At 73.7% G+C, this 22651-nt stretch carries 19 protein-coding genes and 2 pseudogenes; 13 read left to right on the top strand and 8 right to left on the bottom strand.

All coding sequences use genetic code 11. The features are described 5' to 3' along the window. Positions 1-223, top strand: a pseudogene (locus ACFQ11_RS31500) (hypothetical protein); the annotation flags it as partial. 112 nt (positions 224-335) lie between these two features. On the opposite strand, the gene ACFQ11_RS31495 reads toward ACFQ11_RS31500, so the two are convergent. Then, positions 336-1133 (bottom strand): SAM-dependent methyltransferase, encoded by a 798-nt coding sequence (locus ACFQ11_RS31495; RefSeq protein WP_378305330.1) that lies wholly within the window; start codon positions 1131-1133, stop codon positions 336-338. A gap of 90 nt (positions 1134-1223) precedes the next feature. Between ACFQ11_RS31495 and ACFQ11_RS31490 the strand changes: the two genes are divergently transcribed. After that, the gene (locus ACFQ11_RS31490) at positions 1224-2978 is read left to right on the top strand and encodes a SpoIIE family protein phosphatase (protein ID WP_378305328.1); all 1755 of its coding nucleotides are present in this window, start codon (positions 1224-1226) and stop codon (positions 2976-2978) included. Here the strand turns inward: ACFQ11_RS31490 and ACFQ11_RS31485 are convergent. Beyond that, the gene (locus ACFQ11_RS31485) at positions 2960-4288 is read right to left on the bottom strand and encodes a DUF2252 domain-containing protein (protein WP_378305326.1); all 1329 of its coding nucleotides are present in this window, start codon (positions 4286-4288) and stop codon (positions 2960-2962) included. The two genes, ACFQ11_RS31490 and ACFQ11_RS31485, sit on opposite strands and share 19 nt — an antisense overlap. Positions 4289-4342: 54 nt before the next feature. Then, complete coding sequence (kdd, locus tag ACFQ11_RS31480; protein WP_378305324.1) at positions 4343-5401, bottom strand: L-erythro-3,5-diaminohexanoate dehydrogenase; 1059 nt, start codon at positions 5399-5401, stop codon at positions 4343-4345. 133 nt (positions 5402-5534) lie between these two features. Here kdd and ACFQ11_RS31475 point away from each other — a divergent pair, with 133 nt between their 5' ends. Continuing rightward, positions 5535-6944 carry a KamA family radical SAM protein gene (locus tag ACFQ11_RS31475; protein ID WP_378305322.1) on the top strand — a complete coding sequence of 470 codons (1410 nt, stop codon included), beginning with the start codon at positions 5535-5537 and terminating at the stop codon, positions 6942-6944. Between the two features lie 39 nt (positions 6945-6983). Here ACFQ11_RS31475 and ACFQ11_RS31470 read toward each other — a convergent pair whose 3' ends face one another. After that, positions 6984-8522 (bottom strand): alpha/beta hydrolase, encoded by a 1539-nt coding sequence (locus ACFQ11_RS31470; protein WP_378305320.1) that lies wholly within the window; start codon positions 8520-8522, stop codon positions 6984-6986. A gap of 135 nt (positions 8523-8657) precedes the next feature. Here ACFQ11_RS31470 and ACFQ11_RS31465 point away from each other — a divergent pair, with 135 nt between their 5' ends. From ACFQ11_RS31465 to ACFQ11_RS31425, 9 genes and pseudogenes are all read left to right on the top strand, one after another. Next, entirely contained in the window at positions 8658-9812 is a 1155-nt protein-coding gene (locus tag ACFQ11_RS31465) for a sensor histidine kinase (protein WP_378305318.1), read from the top strand. Then, positions 9800-10456, top strand: coding sequence for a response regulator transcription factor (locus ACFQ11_RS31460; protein WP_378305316.1), 657 nt, complete (start codon positions 9800-9802; stop codon positions 10454-10456). The genes ACFQ11_RS31465 and ACFQ11_RS31460 overlap by 13 nt, the downstream gene beginning before the upstream one ends. A 73-nt stretch (positions 10457-10529) precedes the next feature. Next, the gene (locus ACFQ11_RS31455) at positions 10530-11801 is read left to right on the top strand and encodes a cytochrome P450 (protein WP_378305314.1); all 1272 of its coding nucleotides are present in this window, start codon (positions 10530-10532) and stop codon (positions 11799-11801) included. After that, entirely contained in the window at positions 11798-12868 is a 1071-nt protein-coding gene (locus ACFQ11_RS31450) for a DUF3616 domain-containing protein (protein ID WP_378305312.1), read from the top strand. The genes ACFQ11_RS31455 and ACFQ11_RS31450 overlap by 4 nt, the downstream gene beginning before the upstream one ends. Before the next feature lie 83 nt (positions 12869-12951). Next, positions 12952-14208, top strand: coding sequence for an acyl-CoA dehydrogenase family protein (locus ACFQ11_RS31445; protein ID WP_378305310.1), 1257 nt, complete (start codon positions 12952-12954; stop codon positions 14206-14208). 153 nt (positions 14209-14361) lie between these two features. Further along, positions 14362-14901: an FHA domain-containing protein gene (locus ACFQ11_RS31440; protein WP_378305308.1), complete on the top strand. Its 540-nt coding sequence runs from the start codon at positions 14362-14364 to the stop codon at positions 14899-14901. Between the two features lie 38 nt (positions 14902-14939). Beyond that, positions 14940-15536, top strand: a pseudogene (locus ACFQ11_RS31435) (pyridoxal-phosphate dependent enzyme); the annotation flags it as partial. A gap of 100 nt (positions 15537-15636) precedes the next feature. Then, on the top strand, positions 15637-16017 hold the full coding sequence (locus ACFQ11_RS31430) for a hypothetical protein (protein ID WP_378305332.1): 381 nt from the start codon (positions 15637-15639) through the stop codon (positions 16015-16017). Positions 16018-16144: 127 nt separating this feature from the next. After that, positions 16145-17083, top strand: a complete 939-nt coding sequence (locus ACFQ11_RS31425; protein WP_378305306.1) for a TIGR03619 family F420-dependent LLM class oxidoreductase — start codon at positions 16145-16147, stop codon at positions 17081-17083. Between the two features lie 12 nt (positions 17084-17095). Here ACFQ11_RS31425 and ACFQ11_RS31420 read toward each other — a convergent pair whose 3' ends face one another. Together ACFQ11_RS31420 and ACFQ11_RS31415 are read right to left on the bottom strand one after the other, a co-directional pair. After that, a complete protein-coding gene (locus ACFQ11_RS31420; RefSeq protein ID WP_378305304.1) occupies positions 17096-17563 on the bottom strand; it encodes an Lrp/AsnC family transcriptional regulator in 468 nt (155 codons plus the stop codon). 92 nt (positions 17564-17655) lie between these two features. Then, complete coding sequence (locus ACFQ11_RS31415; RefSeq protein WP_378305300.1) at positions 17656-18681, bottom strand: LacI family DNA-binding transcriptional regulator; 1026 nt, start codon at positions 18679-18681, stop codon at positions 17656-17658. A 153-nt stretch (positions 18682-18834) separates the two neighbouring features. Here ACFQ11_RS31415 and ACFQ11_RS31410 point away from each other — a divergent pair, with 153 nt between their 5' ends. After that, on the top strand, positions 18835-20079 hold the full coding sequence (locus ACFQ11_RS31410; RefSeq protein WP_378305298.1) for an ABC transporter ATP-binding protein: 1245 nt from the start codon (positions 18835-18837) through the stop codon (positions 20077-20079). 172 nt (positions 20080-20251) lie between these two features. Here the strand turns inward: ACFQ11_RS31410 and ACFQ11_RS31405 are convergent, their stop codons facing one another. Both ACFQ11_RS31405 and ACFQ11_RS31400 read right to left on the bottom strand, forming a co-directional pair. Continuing rightward, a complete protein-coding gene (locus tag ACFQ11_RS31405; RefSeq protein ID WP_378305296.1) occupies positions 20252-21295 on the bottom strand; it encodes a carbohydrate ABC transporter permease in 1044 nt (347 codons plus the stop codon). Beyond that, a partial coding sequence (locus ACFQ11_RS31400) for a carbohydrate ABC transporter permease (RefSeq protein ID WP_378305294.1) occupies positions 21292-22651 on the bottom strand: 1360 nt, incomplete at its 5' end. The genes ACFQ11_RS31400 and ACFQ11_RS31405, both read right to left, overlap by 4 nt.

Below are 22651 nucleotides of genomic sequence, written 5' to 3'. Positions count from 1 at the left end.
CCCCGCCGCGATCACGCCGCCCGCCCGCCCCGCACCGCCCCGGGCGCTGCCCCGCCCCGCGCCCGCGCCCTCGCCGTCGCCGCGCGAGGAGGTCGTCCACCACACCGTCCAGCGCGCCTCCGACGAACGGCCCGAGCGCCGCGACCCGCTGAGCACCTCACTGGTGCTGGTCGTCATCGCGGTCGTCGTCAGCGCCGGGACGGCCATCGCCTTCGCCCGCTGACCACCGGCACCCGGCCGGCCGGCGCCCGCCCCGCCGCGCCCGCCCTCCCACCGGCCGCGGCGAACCCGGGCCCGTGATGGGACGGGCCCCACGCCCGTCCCATCACGGACCGTCACGGCTTGCGGCCCACCCCGCCGTACACCAGGAACCGCTCCGGACGATCCACCCCGCCGTCCTCCGGACGCCACGACGGCACGTACACCAGCCCCGGCTCCAGAAGGTCCCACCCGTCGAAGAACCGCAGGATGTCCCCGCGCGACCGCGCCACCGCCGGGGACGTCGCCCGGTCGTACAGCTTCCCGATCGCCGCGGCCTTGCCCGGCTGCGCGTCGCGCGTCAGATGCGACAGCACCAGATGGCTGCCCGGCGCCGCCGCGTCCCGCAACGCCGCCACGATGCCGCCCGGCCCCTCCTCGTCCTTCACCAGATGCAACGCCGCCACCAGCAGAAAAGCCACCGGACGCGACAAATCCACCAGCTCCGGCAGCCGCGGGTCACCCAAGATCCCCTCCGGCCGCCGCATGTCCGCCTGGATCACCGCCGCCCGGTCGTTGCCCTCCAGAATCGTGCGGCTGTGCGCCACCGCGACATCGTCGTTGTCCACGTACACCACCCGGGCGTCCGGGTTCACCGCCTGCGCGACCTCGTGCACGTTGCCCTGCGTCGGAATGCCCGACCCGATATCGACGAACTGCTCCACCCCCGCCTCGGCCACCGCGCGGACCGCCCGCCGCAAGAACGCCCGGTTGGCGTGCGCCAGCTCCCGCGCCCGCGGCTCCACCCGCAGCAGCCCCGTCGCCAGGTCACGATCCGACGCGAAATTGTGCTCTCCACCGAGCAAGAAGTCGTACACCCGTGCAACGCTTGGTCTCCGACCGTCGACTTCGGGTGGAATCCACTCGGGGTCCATGCACGTCTCCCTTGTCCATGGAGGGGCAGCGGCCGCGGACGACCCTCAGCGTAACGCGGCACCGCCCGCACCACCCCGTACACGGGACCTGTGAACACCGATGGCCAAGCACCCCGCGACACGGCCGGATCCGGCGCCCTGCCCCCCGCCACCCTCGACCCCGCCACCGTCCTGCTCGACACGCGCGGCACCGTCACCGGCTGGAGCGACGGCGCCGCCCGCATGTTCGGCCGCACCGCCGCCGACGCCGTGGGCACCGACCTGCCCGGACTCCTCGGCGCCCCAGCCGCCGCGCCCCTCGCCGACGCCCTCGCCCACGCCGCGTCCGGCCGCCCCTGGACCGGAACGCTCCCGCCGATCCCCGGCGCACCCGACGGGCTCCGCGCCACCTGCCAGCCCCTCACGGCCGAATCCGGCCGCACCCTCATCGCGCTCACCGCCGCACCCCCCTGGGCGGGCGGCCTGGAACTGCTCAACGAAGCCGGACGCCGCATCGGCTCCACCCTCGACCTCACCCTGACCGCCCGCGAGATCGTCGCCGTCACCGTCCCCCGCTTCGCCGACGCCGGCGCCATCTACGTGCTCGAACGCCACCTCGCCGACGACCTCGCCGACGACGACCTCCCCGGCGACACCACGGCCGCCCCCGCCGACCGCGGCGACGGCTCCGCCGTCGTCCGCCGCCTCGCCATCGCGTTCGCCGGCGACGACCCCCGCGACTGGACCACCGCGTTCCCCGCCGGCGAAGTCATCGTGTACCCGGCGGCCACCCCCTACGCCCGCTGCGTCGCCACCGGCCGCACCGTCGAATTCGGCGCCGAAGACGCCCTGGACACCATCACCGCCCGCACCGGCCGCCCCGTCGACGGCGTCCTCGACCACGTGTCACTGCTGGCCGTCCCCCTCACCGCCCGCGGCCGCACCCTCGGCTTCGCGGTCTTCAGCCGCAAACGCGGCCGCGCCCCCTTCGGCCCCGCCGACACCGCCCTCGCCGCCGAACTCGCCGCCCGCGCCGCCACCGGCATCGACAACGCCTGCCTGTACCGGCGCGAGCACCGCACCGCCACCGCCCTGCAGGCCGGACTGCTGCCCACCCGCGTCACCGTCCCGCCCGGCCTGCGGATCGCGCACCGCTACCGCCCCGCCCGCGCCGCGGTCGGCGGCGACTGGTACGACGTGGTTCCCCTCCCGGACGAACGCGTCGCGATCGTCATCGGCGACTCCGTCGGGCACGGCGTCACCGCCGCCGCGGCCATGGGACAACTGCGGGTCGCCGCGCACACCCTCGTCAGCTGCGAACTGCCGCCCGCCGAGGTACTGACCCGCCTCGACGCCATCGCCCAGGACCTGGACGCCGCCCAGTTCGCCACCTGCCTGTGCCTGGTCTGCGACCCCGCGACACTGCGCTGCGAACTGGCGTGCGCCGGGCACCCGCCGCCGCTGCTCGCCCTGCCCGACGGCACCGCCCGGCACTTCGCCGTCGCCGACGGCCTGCCCCTCGGCGTCGCCGACCCCGCCCACCCCGCCGAATACGAGCAGGTCACCGCCACCCTCCCGGCCGACGGCGTCCTGGCCTTCTACACCGACGGCCTCGTGGAGAGCCGCACCCGCAACATCGAAGAGGGCATCGCACGGCTCGCGTCCGCGCTGACCGCCTCGCACACCCCCGGCGCCACCCTGGACGACACCGCCGACGGCATCCTGGCCCTGCTGGCCGACCAGCAGGGCCACGACGACATCGCGCTGCTCCTCGTCGGCCCCGACCCCGGCGGGCCCCGCGCCGCGCCCCCACCGCCCGCCGCACCCGGCCGGTCACCCGTACCCGGTCACAGCCCCGGAATCTGATGGTTGCGGAACGCGTCCACGAACAACCGGTGATCGTCCCGCACCACCTCCGCGTACGCCGTCCCGAACCGCACCATGTCCTCCACGAACGCCGACTCGTCCGCCCCGATCACCGAACTGATCGCGTCCTCCACCTGGAACCCCACGAGCGTGTGGTCGGAATCGCTGTCGGACACACAATGGATCTTCGCCGTCGCACGGCCCAGATCGTCCAGCACCGACAGCATCTCCTCCGGCTCGGTCAGCCCGCCCCAGTCCAGATCCTCCTCGTACGGCGACAACTCCTGCACCACGAACCCCACCCCGTCGATCTCCGTGTACCCCAGCCACGGATCGGTGTTGGCCTGCAACGCCCGCCGCGACACCGCCGTCCGATGCCCGTGATGCTCGAAGTACTCACGGATCCGCGCGTCGTCCACCACCCGGCTCGGCGCCGCCACGTTCCCCTGCTTCATCGACAGGATCACATCGTTCTCCAGCGCCTGCGAACGCCCCTCCACCAGGATGTTGTACGCCGACAACCCCGCCGACCCGATCCCGAACCCCGACGCCCCCACGATGTCCTTCACCTCGTACGTCAGGCTCGCGAACCGCTTGTCCGCCGGGATCGTCTCCAGATACTCCCGGTAGGCCGCCTCCACCTTCGCCCGCTCGGCCTCGCCCAGCCGCCGCACCCCCGGCCGGTCCCGGAACCGCCGCTCATGCGCCTCCAGCACCGTCTTGCCCTCCAGCAAACCGATCCGCGTCGACGACAACGCCTCGACCAGCACACCCCGCACATACCCGTCGGTCGTATCGAGCGTCAGCGCGAAATCGTCCCCGCCGCCGCCCGCGAACCGCCGCACCTGATCCACGTACGCCCGCACGTACACCTCGATCAGCCGCCGGATGTCGGCATCGGAGATCGCCTTCTGCCACGCCAGCAGCGCCAGGCTCGCCACCAGCCGCTTCACGTCCCACGTGAAATGCCCGACGTACGCCTCATCGAAGTCGTTGACGTCGAACACGAACACGCCGTCGTCGTTCATATAGGTACCGAAGTTCTGCGCGTGCAGATCCCCCTGGATCCACACCCGCGCCGTCCGCTCGTCCGCCCACGGATCGTCGTCGTCGACGACATCGGCGTAGAACAGGCACGCGCTCCCCCGGTAGAACGCGAACGGATCGGACGCCATCTTCCGGAAACGGCGGCGGAACTCGGCGGGACTGCGCTCCATCAGATCCGAGAACGCGTCCACCAGGACGTCCACGATCTGCGCCTGCCGCTCCTTCGGATCCCGGCCGCGCAGGTCCTCGGTGATGCTCGCCATCAGGCTCTCTCCTCAGAAACTCGGGGCCCCCCGCCGCTGCCGGGGCATACCCGGTCATTGTGCCGGGTCCGCCCCCGCCCGGGCGGTGAACAACATGCCAACCCCCGGCTCGGAGCGCAGGAGGTCCAACGCGTATTGGGCGTGCCCGGGCACATATCCGTTCCCGATCAGCATCGTCACATCCGCCGCCAGCCCCTCCGCGCCGAGCGCCGCCGCCGGGAACGACGTCGCCATCGAGAAGAACACCACCGTCCCGCCCTGCGCCGTCGCCAGGACCGCACCGTGCTCACAACCCGGCACGTCCACGCACACCACCGTCACGTCCGCCGGGCCCCCGGCACCGCCCGCGACCGCCCGCGACACCGCCACCGGATCACGCGCGTCCGCCAGCACCACGGCGTCCGCCAGCCCGGACGCCTCCAACCGCGCCGCCTCCTCCGCCGACGGCACCAGCCCCACGACCCGCGACGCCCCCGCCCGGCGCGCCGCCGCCAGCGACAGGCACCCGCTCTTGCCCGCCGCCCCCAGCACCGCCACCACCGGCGCCGCCCCGGACACCGCCCGCGACTCCACGACACGACGGGTCAGCGCCGGCGCCCCGCACACGTCCATCACCGACAGCGCGAGCGGAACCGGCACATCGTCCGGCAGCACCGCCGCGATCGAACGCGCGAACAGGATCGCGTGCCCCCGCGCGGGCACCTGCTCGGAACGCCCGTCCCATCCGGCGAGCCCGTCCGACACCGCCAGCGGGGTCAGCGTGAGCGACACCAGCGTCGCGACGCGGTCGCCCGGCTTCAACCCCAGCGGCGACTCCGGCCCCGCCTCCTCCACGACACCGACGAGCATCCCGCCCGACCCGGTGACGGGATTGTGCATCTTGCCGCGCTCGCCGATGATCCGCAGCACCTCGGCACGGACCGCGTCCGGGTCCCCGCCGTGCGCCGTGTGCAGCTGCCGGAAGGACGCCGCGTCCAGGTTGAGCCGCTCGACCGCGACCCGCACCTCGTCCGCCCGGATCCGCGGATCGGCGTCCAGCCGGTGCGCCGCCTGCGGCAGCACCCCCGCCGGCTCCAGCACCCGGTGCAGCCCGATCGCCGTCCCCTCGGTCATTGCGCCTCCCCTTCCGTCACCGACAGCCCATGGAAGATATACCGGGCACCCCTGGTTTGATCGAAATTCTTCCCGTAACGTCGGCTCCACACAAGATTTTTATGCGATCACGTGAGGCGAGGAGGGGTCGACGATGACCACTGCCCTGCACCCGCACACCGGCAGCGGAACCCGCAACGCGCAAACCGCGCAGCAGGCACCCGGACGGCCGGCGGACCAGCCCTACCGGTACCGGCGCCACCCCCTGGAAGAACCCGACTGGCGACGCCTCCCCGGCTGGCGCGACGTCACCACGGCGGAATGGGAGTCGGCCCAGTGGCAGCGCGCCCACTGCGTCAAGAACCTCCGCCAGCTCCGCACCGTCATGGGCGACCTGCTCGACGACTCCTTCTACGCGGACCTCGAGCGCGACCAGGCCGAACGCGCCACCATGTCGATGCTGCTGCCCCCGCAGATGCTCAACACCATGGACGTCTCGTCCACCGCCGCGTTCCACGCCGACCCCGTCCGCCGCTACATGCTCCCGGTGTTCTCCGACCGCCGCACCGACTGGCCGTCCCACCCGCACGCCACCCGCGACTCCCTGCACGAAGCCGAGATGTGGGCCGTCGAGGGCCTCACCCACCGCTACCCCACCAAAGTCCTCGCCGAACTGCTCCCCACCTGCCCCCAGTACTGCGGCCACTGCACCCGCATGGACCTCGTCGGCAACTCCACCCCCAACGTCGACAAGCACAAGTTCACGATCCGCCCCCCGGACCGGCACGAGGCCATGCTCGACTACCTGCGCCGCACCCCCGGCGTCCGCGACGTGGTCGTCTCCGGCGGCGACGTCGCCAACCTGCCCTGGCCCCGGCTGGAGTCCTTCGTCGGCGCCCTGCTCGACATCGACAACATCCGCGACATCCGCCTCGCCAGCAAGGCGCTGATGGGACTCCCCCAGCACTGGCTGCAAGACGAGGTCCGCGCCGGTATGGAACGGCTGGCGACCAAAGCCCGCGAACGCGGCGTGCACATCGCGATCCACACCCACGTCAACGCCGCCCGGTCGGTGACGCCGCTCGTCGCGCGCGCCGCCCGCGCCATGCTCGACACCGGCATCCGCGACGTCCGCAACCAGGGCGTCCTGCTGCGCGGCGTCAACGACTCCCCCGACGCGCTGCTCGACCTGTCCTTCGCCCTGCTCGACGAGGCCGGGATCATGCCGTACTACCTGTACATGTGCGACATGATCCCGGGCAGCGAACACTGGCGGCTCGCGGTCTGGGAGGCGCAGGAACTGCAGCACGCGATCATGGGCTACCTGCCCGGATTCGCGACGCCCCGGATCGTCTGCGACGTCCCCTACGTCGGCAAGCGGTGGGTGCACCAGCTCGCCGACTACGACCGCGAGCGCGGCATCTCCTACTGGACCAAGAACTACCGGACCGGCCTCGAAGCCTCCGACCCCGACGCCCTGACCAGGCGATACGAGTATCACGACCCGATCTATACCCTGCCGGAATCGGGGCGCCGGTGGTGGCGAGAGCAAAGCGTGGTGTAGAAGATTAATTCTTCGAACCGCGCGCCTTTACATTGTAGATCACCTAAGGGTCCGCCGGTCGGGGCGGCAGGTCGGGTCCGCGGCGGGCAGAACGCCGGTGGCCAGGTAGGCGTTGACCTCGGCGTCCACACAGGCGTTGCCGTACTCGCCGTAGATCCCGTGCGCGGTCACGCCGCGCAGGGTCAGCAGGCGCGACCCGGTCAGCGCCCGGTGCATGGCCACGCTCCCCCGGTAGGTGGTCGCGGTGTCGCCGGTGGCGGACACGATCAGCGCCGGGGCCGAATTGGCGACGCGGGTCGGGTGCTCCCGCGGCCGGACCGGCCAGAACGCACAGGGCCAGACGTTGCGCTTCAGCGGACCGAAAAGGGGATGCCGCGCACGGCTCCGCTGGACATCGTCCCAGTACACATCGGGGTCCCAGGGCGCGGCCCGATCGCCGCACGCGATCGCGGCGGCCGGACCGGCCAGCGGGGAGCCGGCCTCGGTCAGGACGAACGCGAGAAGGCCGTCGAGTTCGGGACCGGGATCGGCCGGGCGGCCGTGCGCGGCCTCGTTCAGCGTCCGGACGGTGGCGGCGAACTCCGCGCGGCCCGCGGGGCGGTCGTCGCCCGGGCCGACGGAGAGGATGTACGGCACCGCCTGGCCGTCCACCTCGTACCGTCCGACGCGCAGCGGCCTCTCCTCCGCGGCCGCGGCGATCGCGTTCACGGTGTCGAGCACCCGGGCGGGGGTGGCGCCGAGACCATGGACGCCGTGGCGTTCGGCGGCCCACACCGCCCAGCCGCGCAGCGCACGATCCGCCTCGTCTTCGGTACCGCGCATCGCCCTGGGACCCCACGCGTCCGGGTCGCCCGCGCTGTCCAGCACGACGCGGTCGGTGCGCCCGGGGAACATCTGCGTGTAGACCGCGCCCAGGTAGGCGCCGTAGGAGTAGCCGAGAAACGAGATCCTGCGCTCCCCCAGGGCACGGCGCACGAGATCGATGTCGCGGGCGGTGTCGCGCGTATTGGCGTACGGGAGCACGTCGGCGTGGCGCCGGGCGCAGCGCTCGGCCAGGTCGCGCTGCACCGCCGCCTGGTGGTCGAACCGGGCACGGGTCGGACCGGCCGAGCGCAGCCACATGCCGATGGGCCATCCGCAGTCCAGCGGCGCGCTGCGCCCTACGAAACGCGGGTCCAGGCCGACGATGTCGTACCGGGCGGCGACGCCCCTCATGGCCGCGCGCGCCTCCAGGGGCATCCCCAGCGTGGGCTCGCCGGGGCCGCCGCTGTTGAGGACCAGGGTGCCGATACGGCCCTCACGGTCGGTCGCGGGAAGACGCGACAGCGCGAGGTCGATGGTGCGGCCGCCGGGCCCGGAGTGGTCGAGCGGCACGGCGAGCGTCGCGCACCGTGCGCCCGCCCGGTCGAGCTCCCGGCCGACGGCGTCACCGGGGCCCCGCGCGCAGGGCCCCCAGTCGAGCGATGAGCGCGGGGCGCCGCCTCCGGCGAGGGCCGGGGGCGTCACGGCGCCGGAGAGCGCGATCAGGGCGAGGGCGGGCACCAGCCGTCTGCGGATCCGCGCGGATATCGGTTTCATGGCCGGGGACGCTAATCCGGCCCGGCTCCCGGCACGATACGGCCGGCCGCAGGCGTGCCGGTACAGCCCGCTGTAGTGCCCCGACCGGATCGGCGGCGAATAATGACCCCGAACCCCTGCCGCGAGGAGGAGCGTATGCGCCACCGTGCACTCTCCGGCTCGGCGTACCTGCTGGCCACACTGGCCACCTCCGCGGCCACGGTCGGCGCGGCGCCGGTGCTGCTCGTGCCCTCGGCGGCGCGCGGCTGGGCGGACCGGCACCGCCGGCGGGCGGCCCGGCTGCTCGGCGTTCCGGCGGACGGGCGGGTGCCGGGGCGGCGGGTGCCGACCTGGGCGCTCGCGCACGCCGCCGTCGGGTTCCCGCTCGGGCTCGCCGCCCTCGTGTGCCTGGGCAACATCCTGGTCGCCGCGGTGGCGATGACCTCGTGGTGGGCCTTCCCCGCAGCCGAGCGCCCCACCCTCTTCTCGTTCTTCGACGTCCACGTCGGCGACTGGCCGACGGCCCTGGCCGGCGGGGCCGTCCAGCTCGCCGTCCTCGGCGCGGCGGTCCGGTGGCCGCTCCCCGCGCTGGCGCGGCTCCACGCCAGGCTGAGCCTGGCGCTGCTCGCGCCGTCGGAGCGCGACCGGCTCACCGAGCGGGTCGACGTGCTGACCAGGAGCCGGGTCGGCGTGGTCGACGCCCACGGCGCCGAACTCCGCCGGATCGAACGCGACCTGCACGACGGGACGCAGGCGCGCCTGGTGACCATCGCCATGCAGCTCGGCATCGCCCGGGAGTCCCTCGCCGGCGACCCCGACACCGTCGCGGCGCTGCTCCGCCAGGCGCACGAGACGACGGAGGAGGCGATGGCCGAGCTCCGCGCGGTGCTCCAGACGATCTACCCGCCGATCCTCGCCGACCGCGGGCTCGGCGGGGCGCTGACGGCGCTGGCCGCCCGGTCGGGCGTGCCGGTCCGCATCGAGCTCACCGACCTGGGCTCGCTCCCGGCGGCCGTGGAGTCGGTGGCCTACTACGTGATCGCCGAGGCGCTGACGAACGTCACCAAGCACGCCGCCGCCGCACGGGCGGCCCTGCGGGTCCGGCGGGCCGGGGACGTGCTGGCCATCGAGGTCACCGACGACGGCAAGGGCGGCGCCGACGAGGCGCGCGGCACCGGGATCACCGGGATTCGCCGGCGGGTCGCCGCACTGGACGGCACCGTCCGCCTCGACAGCCCGCCGGGCGGCCCCACCACGCTCGCCGTCCGGCTGCCCAGCGCGATCGTCCGGGAGGCGCCGTGCGAGTCGTGATCGCCGAGGACAACGTCCTGCTGGCCGGCGGCCTGGAACTGCTGCTGGCGGCGAAGGGCTGCGAGGTCGCCGCGGTGGTCGGCGACGGCGAGGCGTTCCTCGGCGCCGTCGCCGACCACCGCCCCGACATCGCGATCGTCGACGTGCGGCTGCCGCCGTCGTTCCGCGACGAGGGGATCCACGCCGCGCTGCGGGCCCGGCGCGAGCACGGCGCGCTGCCGATCCTGGTGCTGTCGCAGTACGTCGAGCGCGAGTACGCGGGCGAGCTCCTCTCCGACGGCCGCGGAGGCATCGGCTACCTCCTCAAGGACCGCATCGGCCGGGTGGCGGAGTTCGTCGACGCGCTGCGCCGCGTCGCGGCCGGCGGCACCGCCATGGACCCCGAAGTGGTCGCCCAGCTCCTCACGCGCCGCGCCGGCGATCCCCTGGACGCCCTCACGGCCCGGGAGCGGGAGGCGCTCGCGCTCATGGCGCAGGGCCACGACAACGCCACCATCGGCGAGCGGATGCGCATCACCGACAACGCGGTGCACAAGCACATCGGCAACATCTTCGCCAAGCTCGGCCTGGCGCCCGACGATTCCGGCCACCGCCGCGTGCGGGCGGTGCTCGCCTATCTGGACGGCATGTCTCAGGCTGTTTGATCTCCGGGTTGGCATGAAGTCCGGCCGACGCCTTTACGTTGTAGATCACTAGATGGCGGCCTATCCTCGGCGGATGACCCGCGATCTCCCTGCCCGGTTCCCCGTCGGCGCGGCGGTGACGGTCGCCGACCTCGAGGACGACCCGCACCCGCACCTCGCCCGGCTGCGCGCCGCCGAGCCGGTGTCCTGGATCCCCGCGCTCGGCGGCTGGCTCGTCACCTCGCACGCCCTTGCCGTCCGGGTGATGCGGGACGCGGCCGCGTTCACCGTCGACGACCCGCGCTTCACCACCGCCCGGGTCGTCGGGCCCAGCATGCTGTCGCTGGACGGCCCCGCCCACGCCCGCCACCGCGACGCGTTCGCCCGCCCGTTCCGCCCCGCGCGGACCCGGCGGCGCTTCGCCGCGTTCGCCGATGCGGAGGCCGCCCGGCTCGCGGCCGCGCTCGCCCCGTCCGGACGCGCGGAGCTGCGCGGCGACCTGGCGGGACCGCTGGCCGTCGCGGTGGTCGCCGAGGCCCTCGGCCTGCCCGAGGTGGACGCCGCGACCGTCCAGTCCTGGTACGGGACGTTCGTCGACGCGGTGTCGGCGCTGACCGGCTCGCCGGAGGGCGGCGGCGCGGACGCGGCGCTGGAACGTTCCGGCGCCGCGTACGCGGCCCTGCGGGACGCGGTCGCGGAGGCGATCGCCCGCCCCGGCTCCCTTCCGGCCGAGGCCGCGCGCGGCGGCGGCGGACGGGACGGGCTGGACGCCGCGGAGGTCGTGGCGAACGCGGCCGTGCTGATGTTCGGCGGCATCGACACCACCGAGGGGCTGATCACCAACGCGGCGCTGCACCTGCTCTCCGAGCCCGCACGGGCGCGGGCCGTCCGGGACGACCGGGACCTGCTGCCCGCCGTGATCGAGGAGTCGCTGCGCACGGAACCGCCCGCCGCCGTCGTCGACCGCTACGCGGTCCGCGACGCCGACCTCGGCGGGGCGCCGGTGCGGGCGGGCGACCTGGTGCGGGTGTCGATCACCGCGGCCAACCGCGACCCGGCCGTGTTCGCCGATCCCGACCGCTTCGACCCGCACCGGCCCGACGTCGGCGAGCACCTGGCCTTCGCGCACGGCCCCCACTTCTGCTTCGGCGCGACCCTCGCCCGGATCGAGGCCCGCGCCGCCCTCACCGCCGTGCTCGACCGGTTGCCCGGCGTCCGGCTCGACCCGGCCGGTCCCGCGCGGCCGCGGGGGCTGGTGTTCCGCAAGCCGGACCGCCTCGACGTCCGCTGGGACGCGTCCGCGCAGGTGATCATGCCGCCGCGGCCGCCGGACGGCCCGTCCGGTATGACACCATCGGGCAGATGATCGTAGAACGCCGGGTCGAACTCCGCTTCGGGCACGAGAGCCGGGAGGCGGAGACCCACACGAACCTGTCCGCGATCCGCCAGGACGGCCGCTGCCTGTGGGCGGCGGGCGACGAGACGGCCACCGTCGAGCGCCTCACCGCCGTGACCGGGCCCGACGGCCGCGTCACCGGATACGACGGGCACGTCACCGTCCCGCTCGCCGACCTGGTCCCGCTGCCCGCCGGCCCGGACGAGGAGGCCGACATCGAGGGGCTGGGCCGCGCCGACGGGTGGCTGTGGGCGATCGGGTCGCACAGCCTCAAGCGCAAGAAGATCAAGCCGGGGCAGCCGGCGGCGAAGTCCCGCAAGCGGCTCGCGACGGTCGTCCGGGAGGACAACCGCTTCATCCTGGCGCGGATCCCGCTGGTCACGGGCGAGGACGGGCTGCCCCGCGCGGTGCGCGAGGACGGCGGCCGGACCGCCGCGGTGCTCGGCCTGAACGGCGACTCGATCACCGACCTGCTGGCGAAGGACCCGCATCTGGCTCCCTTCCTGCACCTGCCCGGCAAGGACAACGGCGTCGACATCGAGGGCGTCGCGGTGCACGGCGACCGGCTCTACGTCGGGCTGCGCGGGCCGGTGCTGCGCGGCTGGGCGGTGCTGGTGGAGATCCGCCCCGGCACCGACCCCGACGACCCGCGGCGGCTGCGGGCGCTGCCGGTGGACGGCGACGCCCCCTACCGCACCCATTTCCTCGACCTCGGCGGCCTCGGCATCCGCGACCTGTGCCCGCACGGCGACGACCTGCTGATCCTCACCGGCCCCAGCATGGACCTGGACGGCCCGGTGCGGGTGGTGCGGTGGCGCGGCGCGGCGACCGCCGACGCCCCGGAGATCGTCCACGCCGACGACCTGGAGGTGCTGGGCGACCTGCCGTACGGCGACGGCGACGACCACGCCGAGGGCCTCGCCGTCCTGGACGAGCCCGGCCCCGGCCTGCGCCTGCTCGTCGTCTACGACAGCCCCTCCCCCCGGCGCCTCACCGCCGCCGGCGGCGTGATCGCCGACATCGTCCGGCTGCCCTGACCCGCCTGCCAAGTAAGCGCTAGCTTTTGCCGTCTGCTTTCATGGTCGCGAGACCTGAACCGGCCGGAAGAGCGAGGGCGAGCATGATCGAGTGGTCCGACGAAGACCTGATGATCCGGGACGCGGTCCGCGACTGGATCGACGCGGAGGTCCGTCCCAACCTGGACGCGCTGGAGTCGGGCGAGCTCCCGCCGTACGACATCATCCGCGGCCTCTACAAGACGTTCGGCATGGACGAGCTGGCGCGCTCCTCGTTCAGGGCCCGGATGGAGAAGGAGCGCTCCGGCGCGTCCGGCCGGGCGGGCGGCGAGGCCGCCGACGACGCGGCCGACGACGCGGCCGACGACGACGCGGGCACGGGCCGCGGCGGCAACGCGGCGATGAGCATGCTGCCGATCATCGAGCTGTGCAAGGTCGCCCCCGGCCTGGTGTCGGCGATGGGCGTCGGCCTCGGCCTCGCCGCCGGGACGATCATGAAGCGCGGGACCGTCGAGCAGAAGGAGCGCTGGGCCCTCGACCTGCTCACCATGGAGAAGGTCGGGGCGTGGGCGATCACCGAGCCCAACTCCGGCTCCGACGCCTTCGGCGGCATGCAGGCCACCGCCCGCAAGGTCGGCGACGAGTACGTCCTCAACGGCAGCAAGACGTTCATCACCAACGGCCCCTACGCCGACACGATCGTCTTCTACTGCAAGCTCGACGAGGACGGCGTCGAACCCCGCGACCGCGAGATCCTCACGTTCGTCCTCGACACCGGCATGGACGGCCTGGAGCAGAGCAGGCCCCTGCGCAAGATGGGCCTGCACTCCTCCCCCACCGGCGAGCTGTTCCTCAACGACGTCCGCGCGGGCGCCGACCGGCTGCTGGCGTCCGGCAAGGGCGGCGGCAAGGAGTCGGCCAAGCAGAACTTCGTGACCGAGCGCGCCGGCGTCGCCGCGATGGCCCTCGGCGTCATCGAGGAATGCCTCAAGCTGTCGGTCGAGTACGCCAAGACCCGCGAACTGTGGGGCCAGCGGATCGGCGACTTCCAGCTCATCCAGCTCAAGCTCGCCAAGATGGAGGTCGCGCGCCTCAACGTGCAGAACCTCGTCTTCCGCCACATCGAGATGCAGCGCGCGGGCCGCGCGCCCACCCTCGCCGAGGCGTCCGCGATGAAGCTGTACGCGGCGCAGGCCGCCAGCGAGGTCGCCCAGGAGGCCGTCCAGCTGTTCGGCGGCAACGGCTACATGAGCGAGTACCGGGTCGAGCAGCTCGCGCGCGACGCCAAGTCGTTCCAGATCTACGCCGGTACCGACGAGATCCAGGTGACGCACATCGCCCGCGACCTGCTGTCGCGCTGACCGTCCCGGCCGGTCGCCGCCGAACCGACCGGTTCCGGGCGAACTTTCGGGCAATCCCCGCCGTCGAAAAGGTGGAGGGCGGGAGCGGGCGAGCGCCCGCCCTCCGGAGACCTTGTGTGGACAGCCGACGACGGGGACTGGATACTCACGAACATGGACGGTGGGCCCTCATACCCGGTGCGGGCGTCCGACGGAGAACGCGACCGGGTGCTGCGCGTGCTCGGCGACCGCGTGGCCGAGGGCCGCATCTCGCACGAGACGTTCGAGCGGCGCGTCGACATGGCCCTGCAGGCCCGCAGCCGCGCCGAACTGGACGAGATCGTCCACGACCTGCCGCCGCCCGGCCGGGTGGTCGGCCGCCTGACCGGGCTGGTGTCGTCGTTCTCGCAGGCGACCGCGCGCATCGAGGCGGCGTGGCGGGCGCCGCGGCTGCCCCGGTTCGCGCTGCCGTCCGCAGGCCCGTCGCGCATCGTGGTGGGGCGCGCCCCCGCCTGCCAGTTCGTACTGAGCGACCTGACCGTCTCGCGCTTCCACGCCGAGATCTACCGCAGCGGCGAAACCTGGACGATCGCGGACCTGGGGTCGATGAACGGCACCCGGGTGAACGGCTGGCGGCTGACCGGGCCGACGCGGGTGCGCCCCGGCGACGAGGTCGGCTTCGGCGACTCCAGCTTCATCGTCACCGCGACCTGACCCCGGCCGCCGCGGACCCCGATCTGGTTGGATGCCCTATGGCCGACCTCGACGACGCCCGCGCCTGGGCCGCCCGCTCGATCCGGATCCTGACCGACGACGCCGCGCGCGCCGAGCCCACCCCGCTGATCCCCTTCCCGCTGCCGGACGGCGGGGGCGTGCGCCTCCTGCTGAAGGACGAGTCCGCGCACCCGACCGGGACCCTCAAGCACCGGGCGGCGCGCGCGCTGTTCCGGCACGCGATCGCCTGCGGGCGGATCGTCGAGGGCACTCCGGTCGTGGAGGCCACCGGCGGCGGCGCGGCCGTCGCGCAGGCGTACACGGCACGGCTGCTCGGGCTGCCGTACACCGCGGTGATGCCGGGCGAACCGGACGCGCGCCGCGCGGCGCCCGTCCGGGAACTGGGCGGCGACGTCCGGTTCGCCACTCCCCCGCTCGCGATCTACGACGAGGCGCGGCGGCTCGCGGCCGACTCCGGCGGCTGCTTCCTCGACCAGTTCGGCTGGGCGGAGCGGGCGCTGGACCACCGCGGCGACGATCTGGCCGGCGAACTGTTCGCGCAGGCGGGACGGCCGGACTGGGTCGTGGCCGGGGCCGGTACGGGCGCGACGGCGGCGTCGCTGGGGCGGCACGTCCGCGAGCACGGGCTGCCGACGCGGCTCGCGGTGGTCGATCCGGAGAAACTCCGCGTACTTCCCGGGATGGGCGTCGGGCGCGGCGGACTACGCCACCGGGATGCCGTCCCGCATCGAGGGCATCGGCCGGCCCCGGATGGAGCCGGGCTTCCTGCCGTCCCTGATCGACCTGATGATCCCGGTCCCGGACGCGGGGAGCGTCGCGGCGGCGCGGGCGGTGCGGGCCGCGACCGGGCTGCCGGTGGGCGGCTCCACGGGCACGGCCCTGTGGGGCGCGCTGCACCTGGTGTCGCGGATGCGGGACGCGGGGGCGCGCGGCGACGTGGTCGCGATCATCGGCGACGCCGGCGACCGGCACCTGGCCACCTACCACGACGACGGATGGGCGGCCCGCAAGGGCCTGGATCCGGCGCCGCACGCGGCGGCGATCGACCGGTTCCTGGACGGCGGGCCGTGGGAGCCGCCCGCCTCGCGCGGGTGACGCGCGAGGCGGGCGGAGGGACGTTCCGGATCCGATAGATTCGGCGCTTTGGTCGGTCCTGAGCGGGCGGGCGCCTTGACAAAGTAAGGTCCGGTCGGAGCCGGATGCGACGAGGAGGAGGACAGCCGTGCAGATCGGGTTCGCGGTACCGGTGGCGGGGGCGTGGTCGACCCCGGCCAACCAGGTGCTGATCGCGCAGCGGGCCGAGGAGCTCGGCTACGACTCCCTGTGGACGCTGCAGCGCGTGGTCAACCCGGCCGGTTCCGCGGACCAGACGTACCGCAACGTCCCCGACCCGCTGATCACGCTCGCCTACCTCGCCGGGTACACCGCGCGGGTCCGGCTCGGCGTCGCCGTGGTCAACCTGCCGTTCTACTCCCCCGCCCTGCTCGCCAAGCAGGCGATCACGCTCGACCACGTCACCGGCGGGCGCCTCGACCTCGGTCTCGGCCTCGGCTGGATGCCCGAGGAGTTCGCCGCCGTCGGCGCGTCCATGGAGCGCCGCGGCGCCCGCGCCGAGGAGTTCATCGCGGCGCTGCGCGCCTTCTGGACGGGCGAGCCCGGAGAGGTCAGCGAGTACCACGGGGAGTTCTACGACGTCCCGCCGGTCACCATGGACCCGCGGCCGCTGCAGGACCCCGAGCCGCCGATCCTGCTGGGCGGCGCGTCGGAACCGGCGCTGCGCCGCGCCGGGCGGCTCGCCGCCGGCTGGGTCAGCTCCAGCCGCGCGAAGCTCACCGACATCGGACGCTCGATCGACATCGTCCGGGAGGCCGCCGAGAAGGCCGGGCGGGACGCCGCCGCGCTGCGGTTCGTCTGCCGCGGCGCGGTGCGGATCCGCGAGGAGGGCGACGACGCCTCCGACATCGGCGCCGGCGCCGACCGGCGGCCGCTGACCGGCACCTACGACCAGATCGTCGGCGACTTCGACGCGCTCGCCGAGCAGGGCGTCACCGAGCTGTTCCTCGACCTGAACTTCGACCCGCGGCTCACCGGCCCGGACGCCGACCCGTGGGACTCGATGTACATCGCCCGCGAGGCGCTCGAGGCGCTCGCCCCGCGCTGACCCGCGGGCCGCTCACGGCTCGCTGTCGGCCGCCGCGCCGTCGGGCCGCGGCGGCCGGCCCTCCCACGGGGTGCTGAGGACGACGGTGGTCCGGGTGGCGACGTTCGCCGCCGCCCGGATCCGCTGCAGCAGGTCCTCCAGCTCGTTCGGCGAGCCGACCCGCACCTTCAGGATGTAGCTCTCGTCCCCGGCCACCGAGTGGCACGCCTCGATCGCGGTGAGATGCGCCAGCCGCTCCGGCGCGTCGTCCGGCGCGGCCGGGTCGATCGGCTTGATCGACACGAACGCGGTCAGCGGCAGCCCGATCCGCGCGTGGTCGAGCCGCGCGGTGAACCCCTGGACGATGCCGCGCTTCTGCAGCCGCCGCACGCGCTGGTGCACGGCCGACACCGACAGGCCCGTCTCCTTGGCCAGGTCGGTGAAGCTCATCCGCCCGTCGTCGGCCAGCAGCGCCAGGATCCGGCGATCGATCTCCTCCACGAGGGAAATCTAGCGCGCCCGCGGGACCCCGCGAGCCGACACAGATCACAGATCGGCGCCATCCCGCGCGATCGCGCGACATTCCGGGCGGATCAGCGGCGGCCGGCGCGCAGCGCCCCGCAGGACCCGCGGACGACCAGCTCGGTCGGCAGCCGGACCGGCCCGCCCCGGCCGCGCCGGGCGGGCTCGCGCAGCAGCAGCTCGCACGCCCGGTACCCGATGTCGCGGCCGGGCCGGGCGACGGCGGTCAGCGGCGGGTCGCACAGCTCCGCCCACGGGACGTCGTCCACCATCGCGATCGACACGTCCGCGGGCACCCGCAGGTCCAGTTCCCGCGCGACCAGCACGGCCGCCTCGCCGAGCAGGTGCTCGGCGGCGACGACGGCGGTGACGTCGGCGCGGCGCTGCAGCAGCCCGGCGGCGGCCGCGTAGGCGGCGTCGCGGGCGGGGCGCGCCGCCACGACCAGGTCGTCCTCGGCGGGGACGCCGAGCCGCTCGAGCGTGTCGCGGAACGCGCGCTCCCGCACGCCCGGCTCGCCGCCGGGCGCGGCGGCGCCGAGGAACGCGATCCGCCGGTGCCCCAGGCCGACCAGGTACTCCGCCAGAGAGCGGACGCCCCCCGCGTCGTCGGCGAGCACGGTGGGGATCTCCGCGAGGCCCGGCAGGATCCGATCGGCGAACACGACGCTCGAGCACACCCGGGCGGCGGCGCGCCAGTCGGCGGTCTCCCCCGCCGGGCGCGCGATGATCCCGTCGACGCGCTGCTCGACGAACCGGTCGACGATCTCGGCCTCGCGTTCGGGGTCGCCGTGCGCGGCGTCCACGATGACGTGCCCGCCGAGCGTCCGGGCGCACGCCAGCACGCCCGCGACCAGCTCGGCGCAGAACGGGTCGGTCACGTCCGGGACGATCAGCCCGATGCCGCCGGAGCGCCGCAGTTTCAGGCCGCGGCCGAGGGCGCTCGGCCGGTAGTCCAGCTCGCGGGCGGCGGCCAGCACGCGCTCGCGGGTCGCGTCGGCGACCGCGCCGGTCCCCGAGAACACGCGCGACACCGTGGCGATGCCGACGCCCGCGGCGGCCGCCACGTCCTTGATGGTCGCCGATCGCCGGTCCGCCATCGGCCGTCCTTCCCCGGGGAGGTTTTCGATCATCTTCTCATAACGGACTCTCCCCTGGAAACGGTTCCATGTTGTTTACTCCACACAACGCAGCAAAAGCCCTGCTCGGCAGGGTGATGAGGAAACGTTTCCACAAGGAGCGCGAGGAATCCGATGGCGAAGATCACGCTGGACCAGGTCGACAAGGTGTACTCGGGCGGCGTCAAGGCCGTGGACGGCCTGAATCTGGAGATCGGCGACGGCGAGTTCATGGTGCTGGTCGGCCCGTCCGGCTGCGGCAAGTCGACCGCGCTGCGGATGATCGCCGGGCTGGAGGAGATCAGCGGCGGGAAGATCTCCATCGGCGACCAGGTCGTCAACGACCTGGCCCCCAAGGACCGCGACATCGCGATGGTCTTCCAGAACTACGCGCTCTACCCGCACATGACCGTCGAGCAGAACCTCGCGTTCGGCCTGAAGCTGCGCGGCACCCCCAAGGCCGAGATCAAGCAGAAGGTGCAGGAGGCCGCCAAGATGCTCGGCCTCGAGCAGTTCCTGTCCCGCAAGCCGGCGGCGCTGTCGGGCGGCCAGCGGCAGCGCGTCGCGATGGGCCGCGCGATCGTCCGGCAGCCGCAGGCGTTCCTGATGGACGAGCCGCTGTCGAACCTCGACGCCAAGCTGCGCGTGTCGATGCGGGCGTCCCTCAGCCAGCTGCACGAGCGGCTCGGCGTCACCACCGTCTACGTCACCCACGACCAGATCGAGGCGATGACGCTCGGCACCCGCGTGTGCGTCCTGCGCGACGGCGTCCTGCAGCAGGTCGACACGCCGCAGCGGCTGTTCGAGAACCCCGTCAACCTGTTCGTGGCCGGGTTCATCGGGTCGCCCGCGATGAACTTCGTCACCGCCGACCTCGTCCGCGGCGACGGCGGCGCGCAGGTGTCGTTCGCCGGGTACACGCTGCCCGTGCCGGACGCGACGCTGGACGCCAAGCCCGCCCTGCGCGACTACCTCGGCAAGCAGGTCATCCTCGGCATCCGCCCGTCGGACTTCGAGGACGCCGCGCACGCCAAGCCCGAGTGGGCGCCGATGTCGGTGCGCAGCACCGTCACCGAGGAGCTCGGCAGCGAGATCAACGTCATCTTCACCATCGACGCCCCGCCGGTCGAGCACAAGGACACCGCCGACCTCGCCCGCGACGAGTCCGAGGGCGAGGACGACATGACGATCCCGCTCGCCGACAACAAGGCGCTGTGGACCGCCCGCGTCAACTCGCGCTCGCACGTCCGGCCCGGCCAGCACGTCGACCTGGCCGTCGACACCGGCCGCCTGCACTTCTTCGACCCCGCCAGCGGCCTGGCCATCGGCCGTCCCGGCGGCGCGCCGGGCGCCGCGTCCGTCACCAAGGCCGACGCCTGACGGTGCGCGGTTGACGGTGCGCGGTTGACGGTGCGCAGTTGACGGTGCGGGCCTGAAGGTGCGGGCCTGAAGGTGCGCGGCCGGCCGCAGGGCCCGCCATGACGGACGGTGCCCGCGACCCCGGGCGGGGTCGCGGGCACCGTCGCCGGTCCGGGCGGCCGCCCGGACGGCGTCACTTCACCGAACCGGCGAGCACCCCCTGCACGAAGTACCGCTGGAACGCGAAGAACACGGCCAGCGGCACGATCAGCGACAGGAACGCGCCCGGCGCCAGGACGTCGATGTTGCCGGTGAACTGCCGCATCTGCGACTGCAGCCACTTCGTCATCGGCTGCGCCTCGGTGTCGGCGAACACCAAGGCCACCAGCAGGTCGTTCCACACCCACAGGAACTGGAAGATGCCGAGCGAGGCGATCGCCGGGCCGCCCAGCGGGAAGATCACCCGCCGGAAGATCGTCCATTCCGAGCCGCCGTCCATCCGCGCCGCCTCGAGCAGGTCGCGCGGGATCGCGGCGAAGAAGTTGCGCAGCAGGAAGATCGCGAACGGCAGCCCGAACGCCACGTGGAACAGCACCACGCCGGTGATCGAGCCGAACATCTGGAACCCGCCGAACTCGATGGCGCCGTACAGCTTCGCCACCGGGATCAGCGCGACCTGCACCGGCACCACCAGCAGCGCCACCACCAGCAGGAACAGCCAGTCCCGGCCGGGGAACTCCAGCCACGCGAACGCGTATCCGGCGAGCGCGGCGATCACCACCACCAGCACCGTGGCGGGAACGGTGATCAGCATCGTGTTCCAGAACGAGTCGACGAAGTCGTCCCGCCCCAGCAGCGAGGAGTAGGCGTCGAACGTCAGCTGCGACGGCTCGGTGAACACGTTCCACCAGCCGTCCGCGTTGTTGTCCTCCGTGGAGCGCAGGGACGCGACGAGCAGCCCGAGCGTCGGCACCAGCCAGAAGAGCGCGATCAGCACGAGCAGCGCCTGCGCCGCCCCGCCGCCGACCTTCCCGACGATGCGGGCCGCGACGCCCCGGCGCGGGGCGCCCGCCGCGCCTCCGGCGGGCGCGCCCTTCTCCGGGGCGGCCTTCTTCTCCGGGGCGGCGTTCGTGTCCGCGGTGGCCTTCGTGTCCGCGGTGGCCTTCGTGTCCGCGGCCGCCCGCTCCGCAGGGGTCTCGTCCGAGGCGGACCGTTCCGTGCCGTCCGCGGTGCTCATTTCCGCTCCTGCCGCATTCGCCGGATGTTGAACAGCATGGCGGGCAGCACCAGCAGGAACAGCAGCACCGCGATCGCGCTGCCCGCCCCCTGGTCGTTGCCGCCGCCGAACGACTCCGTCCACATCTCCAGCGCCAGCACGCTGGCGTTCGGATCGCCGCCGCCGATGATGTAGACGAGGTCGAAGACCTTCAGGACGTTGATGACCAGCGTCACCAGCACGACCATCAGGACGGGCGCCAGAAGCGGGATCGTCACCCGCCGGAACACCTGCCACTCGGTCGCGCCGTCCACCCGGGCCGCCTCCAGCGCGTCCCGCGGGATCGCCGCGAGCCCGGCGGCGATCAGCACCATCGCGAACCCGGCCCACACCCACAGGTACGCCCCGATGATCGCGGGCGTGATGAGGGTCCCGCCGAGCCATTCGGCGCCGCGGTACGCCTCGGTGAAGTTGCCCTGCGGCAGCCGGACCGTGACCTGCCCGGACCCGACGTCCTCCAGCGTGAACGTCCCGTCCGGCCGGGTGGTCGCGGTCGCCACCACCTCGCCGCCGCGGACCGCCTCGACCCGGACGCCCGGCAGCCCGCGCTCGCCCTCGTTCGGCTGGTTGACCGTGCCGCCCCCGCCCCGGGTGAAGTCGAACCACACCGTGCCGGTGATCTCGCCGGACCCCGCCCGCGGCGGGGCCGCGGCGGGCTCGGCCGCCTCCGGCAGGTACTCCGGCTTCACCTTCACCAGCGGCAGGACCGCGGTCTGCCCCGCCGACACCGGCCGCGCGGTGACGACGGCGCCGCCGTCCTCGCGCACCGGCTGGTCGCCGGCGGTGCGGGGACCGGCCCCCGGGTAGGTGCGGTCGGTGCTGAACATGTCGTGCACGGCGACCATCGCGGCGTTGGCGATGCCCTTGTCGGGATCCTGCTGGTACACCAGCCGGAAGATCACGCCGGAGGCGAGGAACGAGATCGCCATCGGCATGAACACCACGAGCTTGAACGCCGTCGCCCACCGGATCCGCTCGGTGAGGACGGCGAACACCAGGCCGACGATGGTGACGACCGTCGGCGCCACCACCACCCAGATCGCGGTGTTGCGGACCGCGACGAGGTTGTCGTGCCCCTGGAAGACCCCGGCGTAGTTGTCGATGCCGGCGAAGTCCCCGGCGGCGTCGAAGAAGCTGCGGATCACCGAGTAGACGATCGGGTAGACCACGAGGAAGCCGAGCAGCAGCAGCGCGGGCAGCAGGAACAGCAGCGCCAGCCACGACGGCGGCGTCAGCCGCTCGCGCCCCCCGCGGCGGGGCGGCGCGGTGCCCGCACCCGTGCCCGCCGCGCCGGCACCGCCGTCGACGGCGGCGGCG

The organism is Actinomadura sediminis (assembly GCF_042675525.1).
GTDB lineage: Bacteria > Actinomycetota > Actinomycetes > Streptosporangiales > Streptosporangiaceae > Spirillospora > Spirillospora sediminis.
This window is presented reverse-complemented; position numbering and strand designations above follow the sequence as displayed.

Bases quoted from the DNA above. Each gene is read 5' to 3' on its own strand.
- ACFQ11_RS31445 (WP_378305310.1), top strand. From the start codon at position 12,952: ATGATCGAGTGGTCCGACGAAGACCTGATGATCCGGGACGCGGTCCGC.
- ACFQ11_RS31495 (WP_378305330.1), bottom strand. From the start codon at position 1,133: ATGGACCCCGAGTGGATTCCACCCGAAGTCGACGGTCGGAGACCAAGC.
- ACFQ11_RS31430 (WP_378305332.1), top strand. From the start codon at position 15,637: ATGCCGTCCCGCATCGAGGGCATCGGCCGGCCCCGGATGGAGCCGGGC.
- ACFQ11_RS31410 (WP_378305298.1), top strand. From the start codon at position 18,835: ATGGCGAAGATCACGCTGGACCAGGTCGACAAGGTGTACTCGGGCGGC.
- ACFQ11_RS31440 (WP_378305308.1), top strand. From the start codon at position 14,362: ATGGACGGTGGGCCCTCATACCCGGTGCGGGCGTCCGACGGAGAACGC.
- ACFQ11_RS31405 (WP_378305296.1), bottom strand. From the start codon at position 21,295: ATGAGCACCGCGGACGGCACGGAACGGTCCGCCTCGGACGAGACCCCT.
- kdd (WP_378305324.1), bottom strand. From the start codon at position 5,401: ATGACCGAGGGGACGGCGATCGGGCTGCACCGGGTGCTGGAGCCGGCG.
- ACFQ11_RS31455 (WP_378305314.1), top strand. From the start codon at position 10,530: ATGACCCGCGATCTCCCTGCCCGGTTCCCCGTCGGCGCGGCGGTGACG.
- ACFQ11_RS31450 (WP_378305312.1), top strand. From the start codon at position 11,798: ATGATCGTAGAACGCCGGGTCGAACTCCGCTTCGGGCACGAGAGCCGG.
- ACFQ11_RS31485 (WP_378305326.1), bottom strand. From the start codon at position 4,288: ATGGCGAGCATCACCGAGGACCTGCGCGGCCGGGATCCGAAGGAGCGG.
- ACFQ11_RS31415 (WP_378305300.1), bottom strand. From the start codon at position 18,681: ATGGCGGACCGGCGATCGGCGACCATCAAGGACGTGGCGGCCGCCGCG.
- ACFQ11_RS31470 (WP_378305320.1), bottom strand. From the start codon at position 8,522: ATGAAACCGATATCCGCGCGGATCCGCAGACGGCTGGTGCCCGCCCTC.
- ACFQ11_RS31475 (WP_378305322.1), top strand. From the start codon at position 5,535: ATGACCACTGCCCTGCACCCGCACACCGGCAGCGGAACCCGCAACGCG.
- ACFQ11_RS31465 (WP_378305318.1), top strand. From the start codon at position 8,658: ATGCGCCACCGTGCACTCTCCGGCTCGGCGTACCTGCTGGCCACACTG.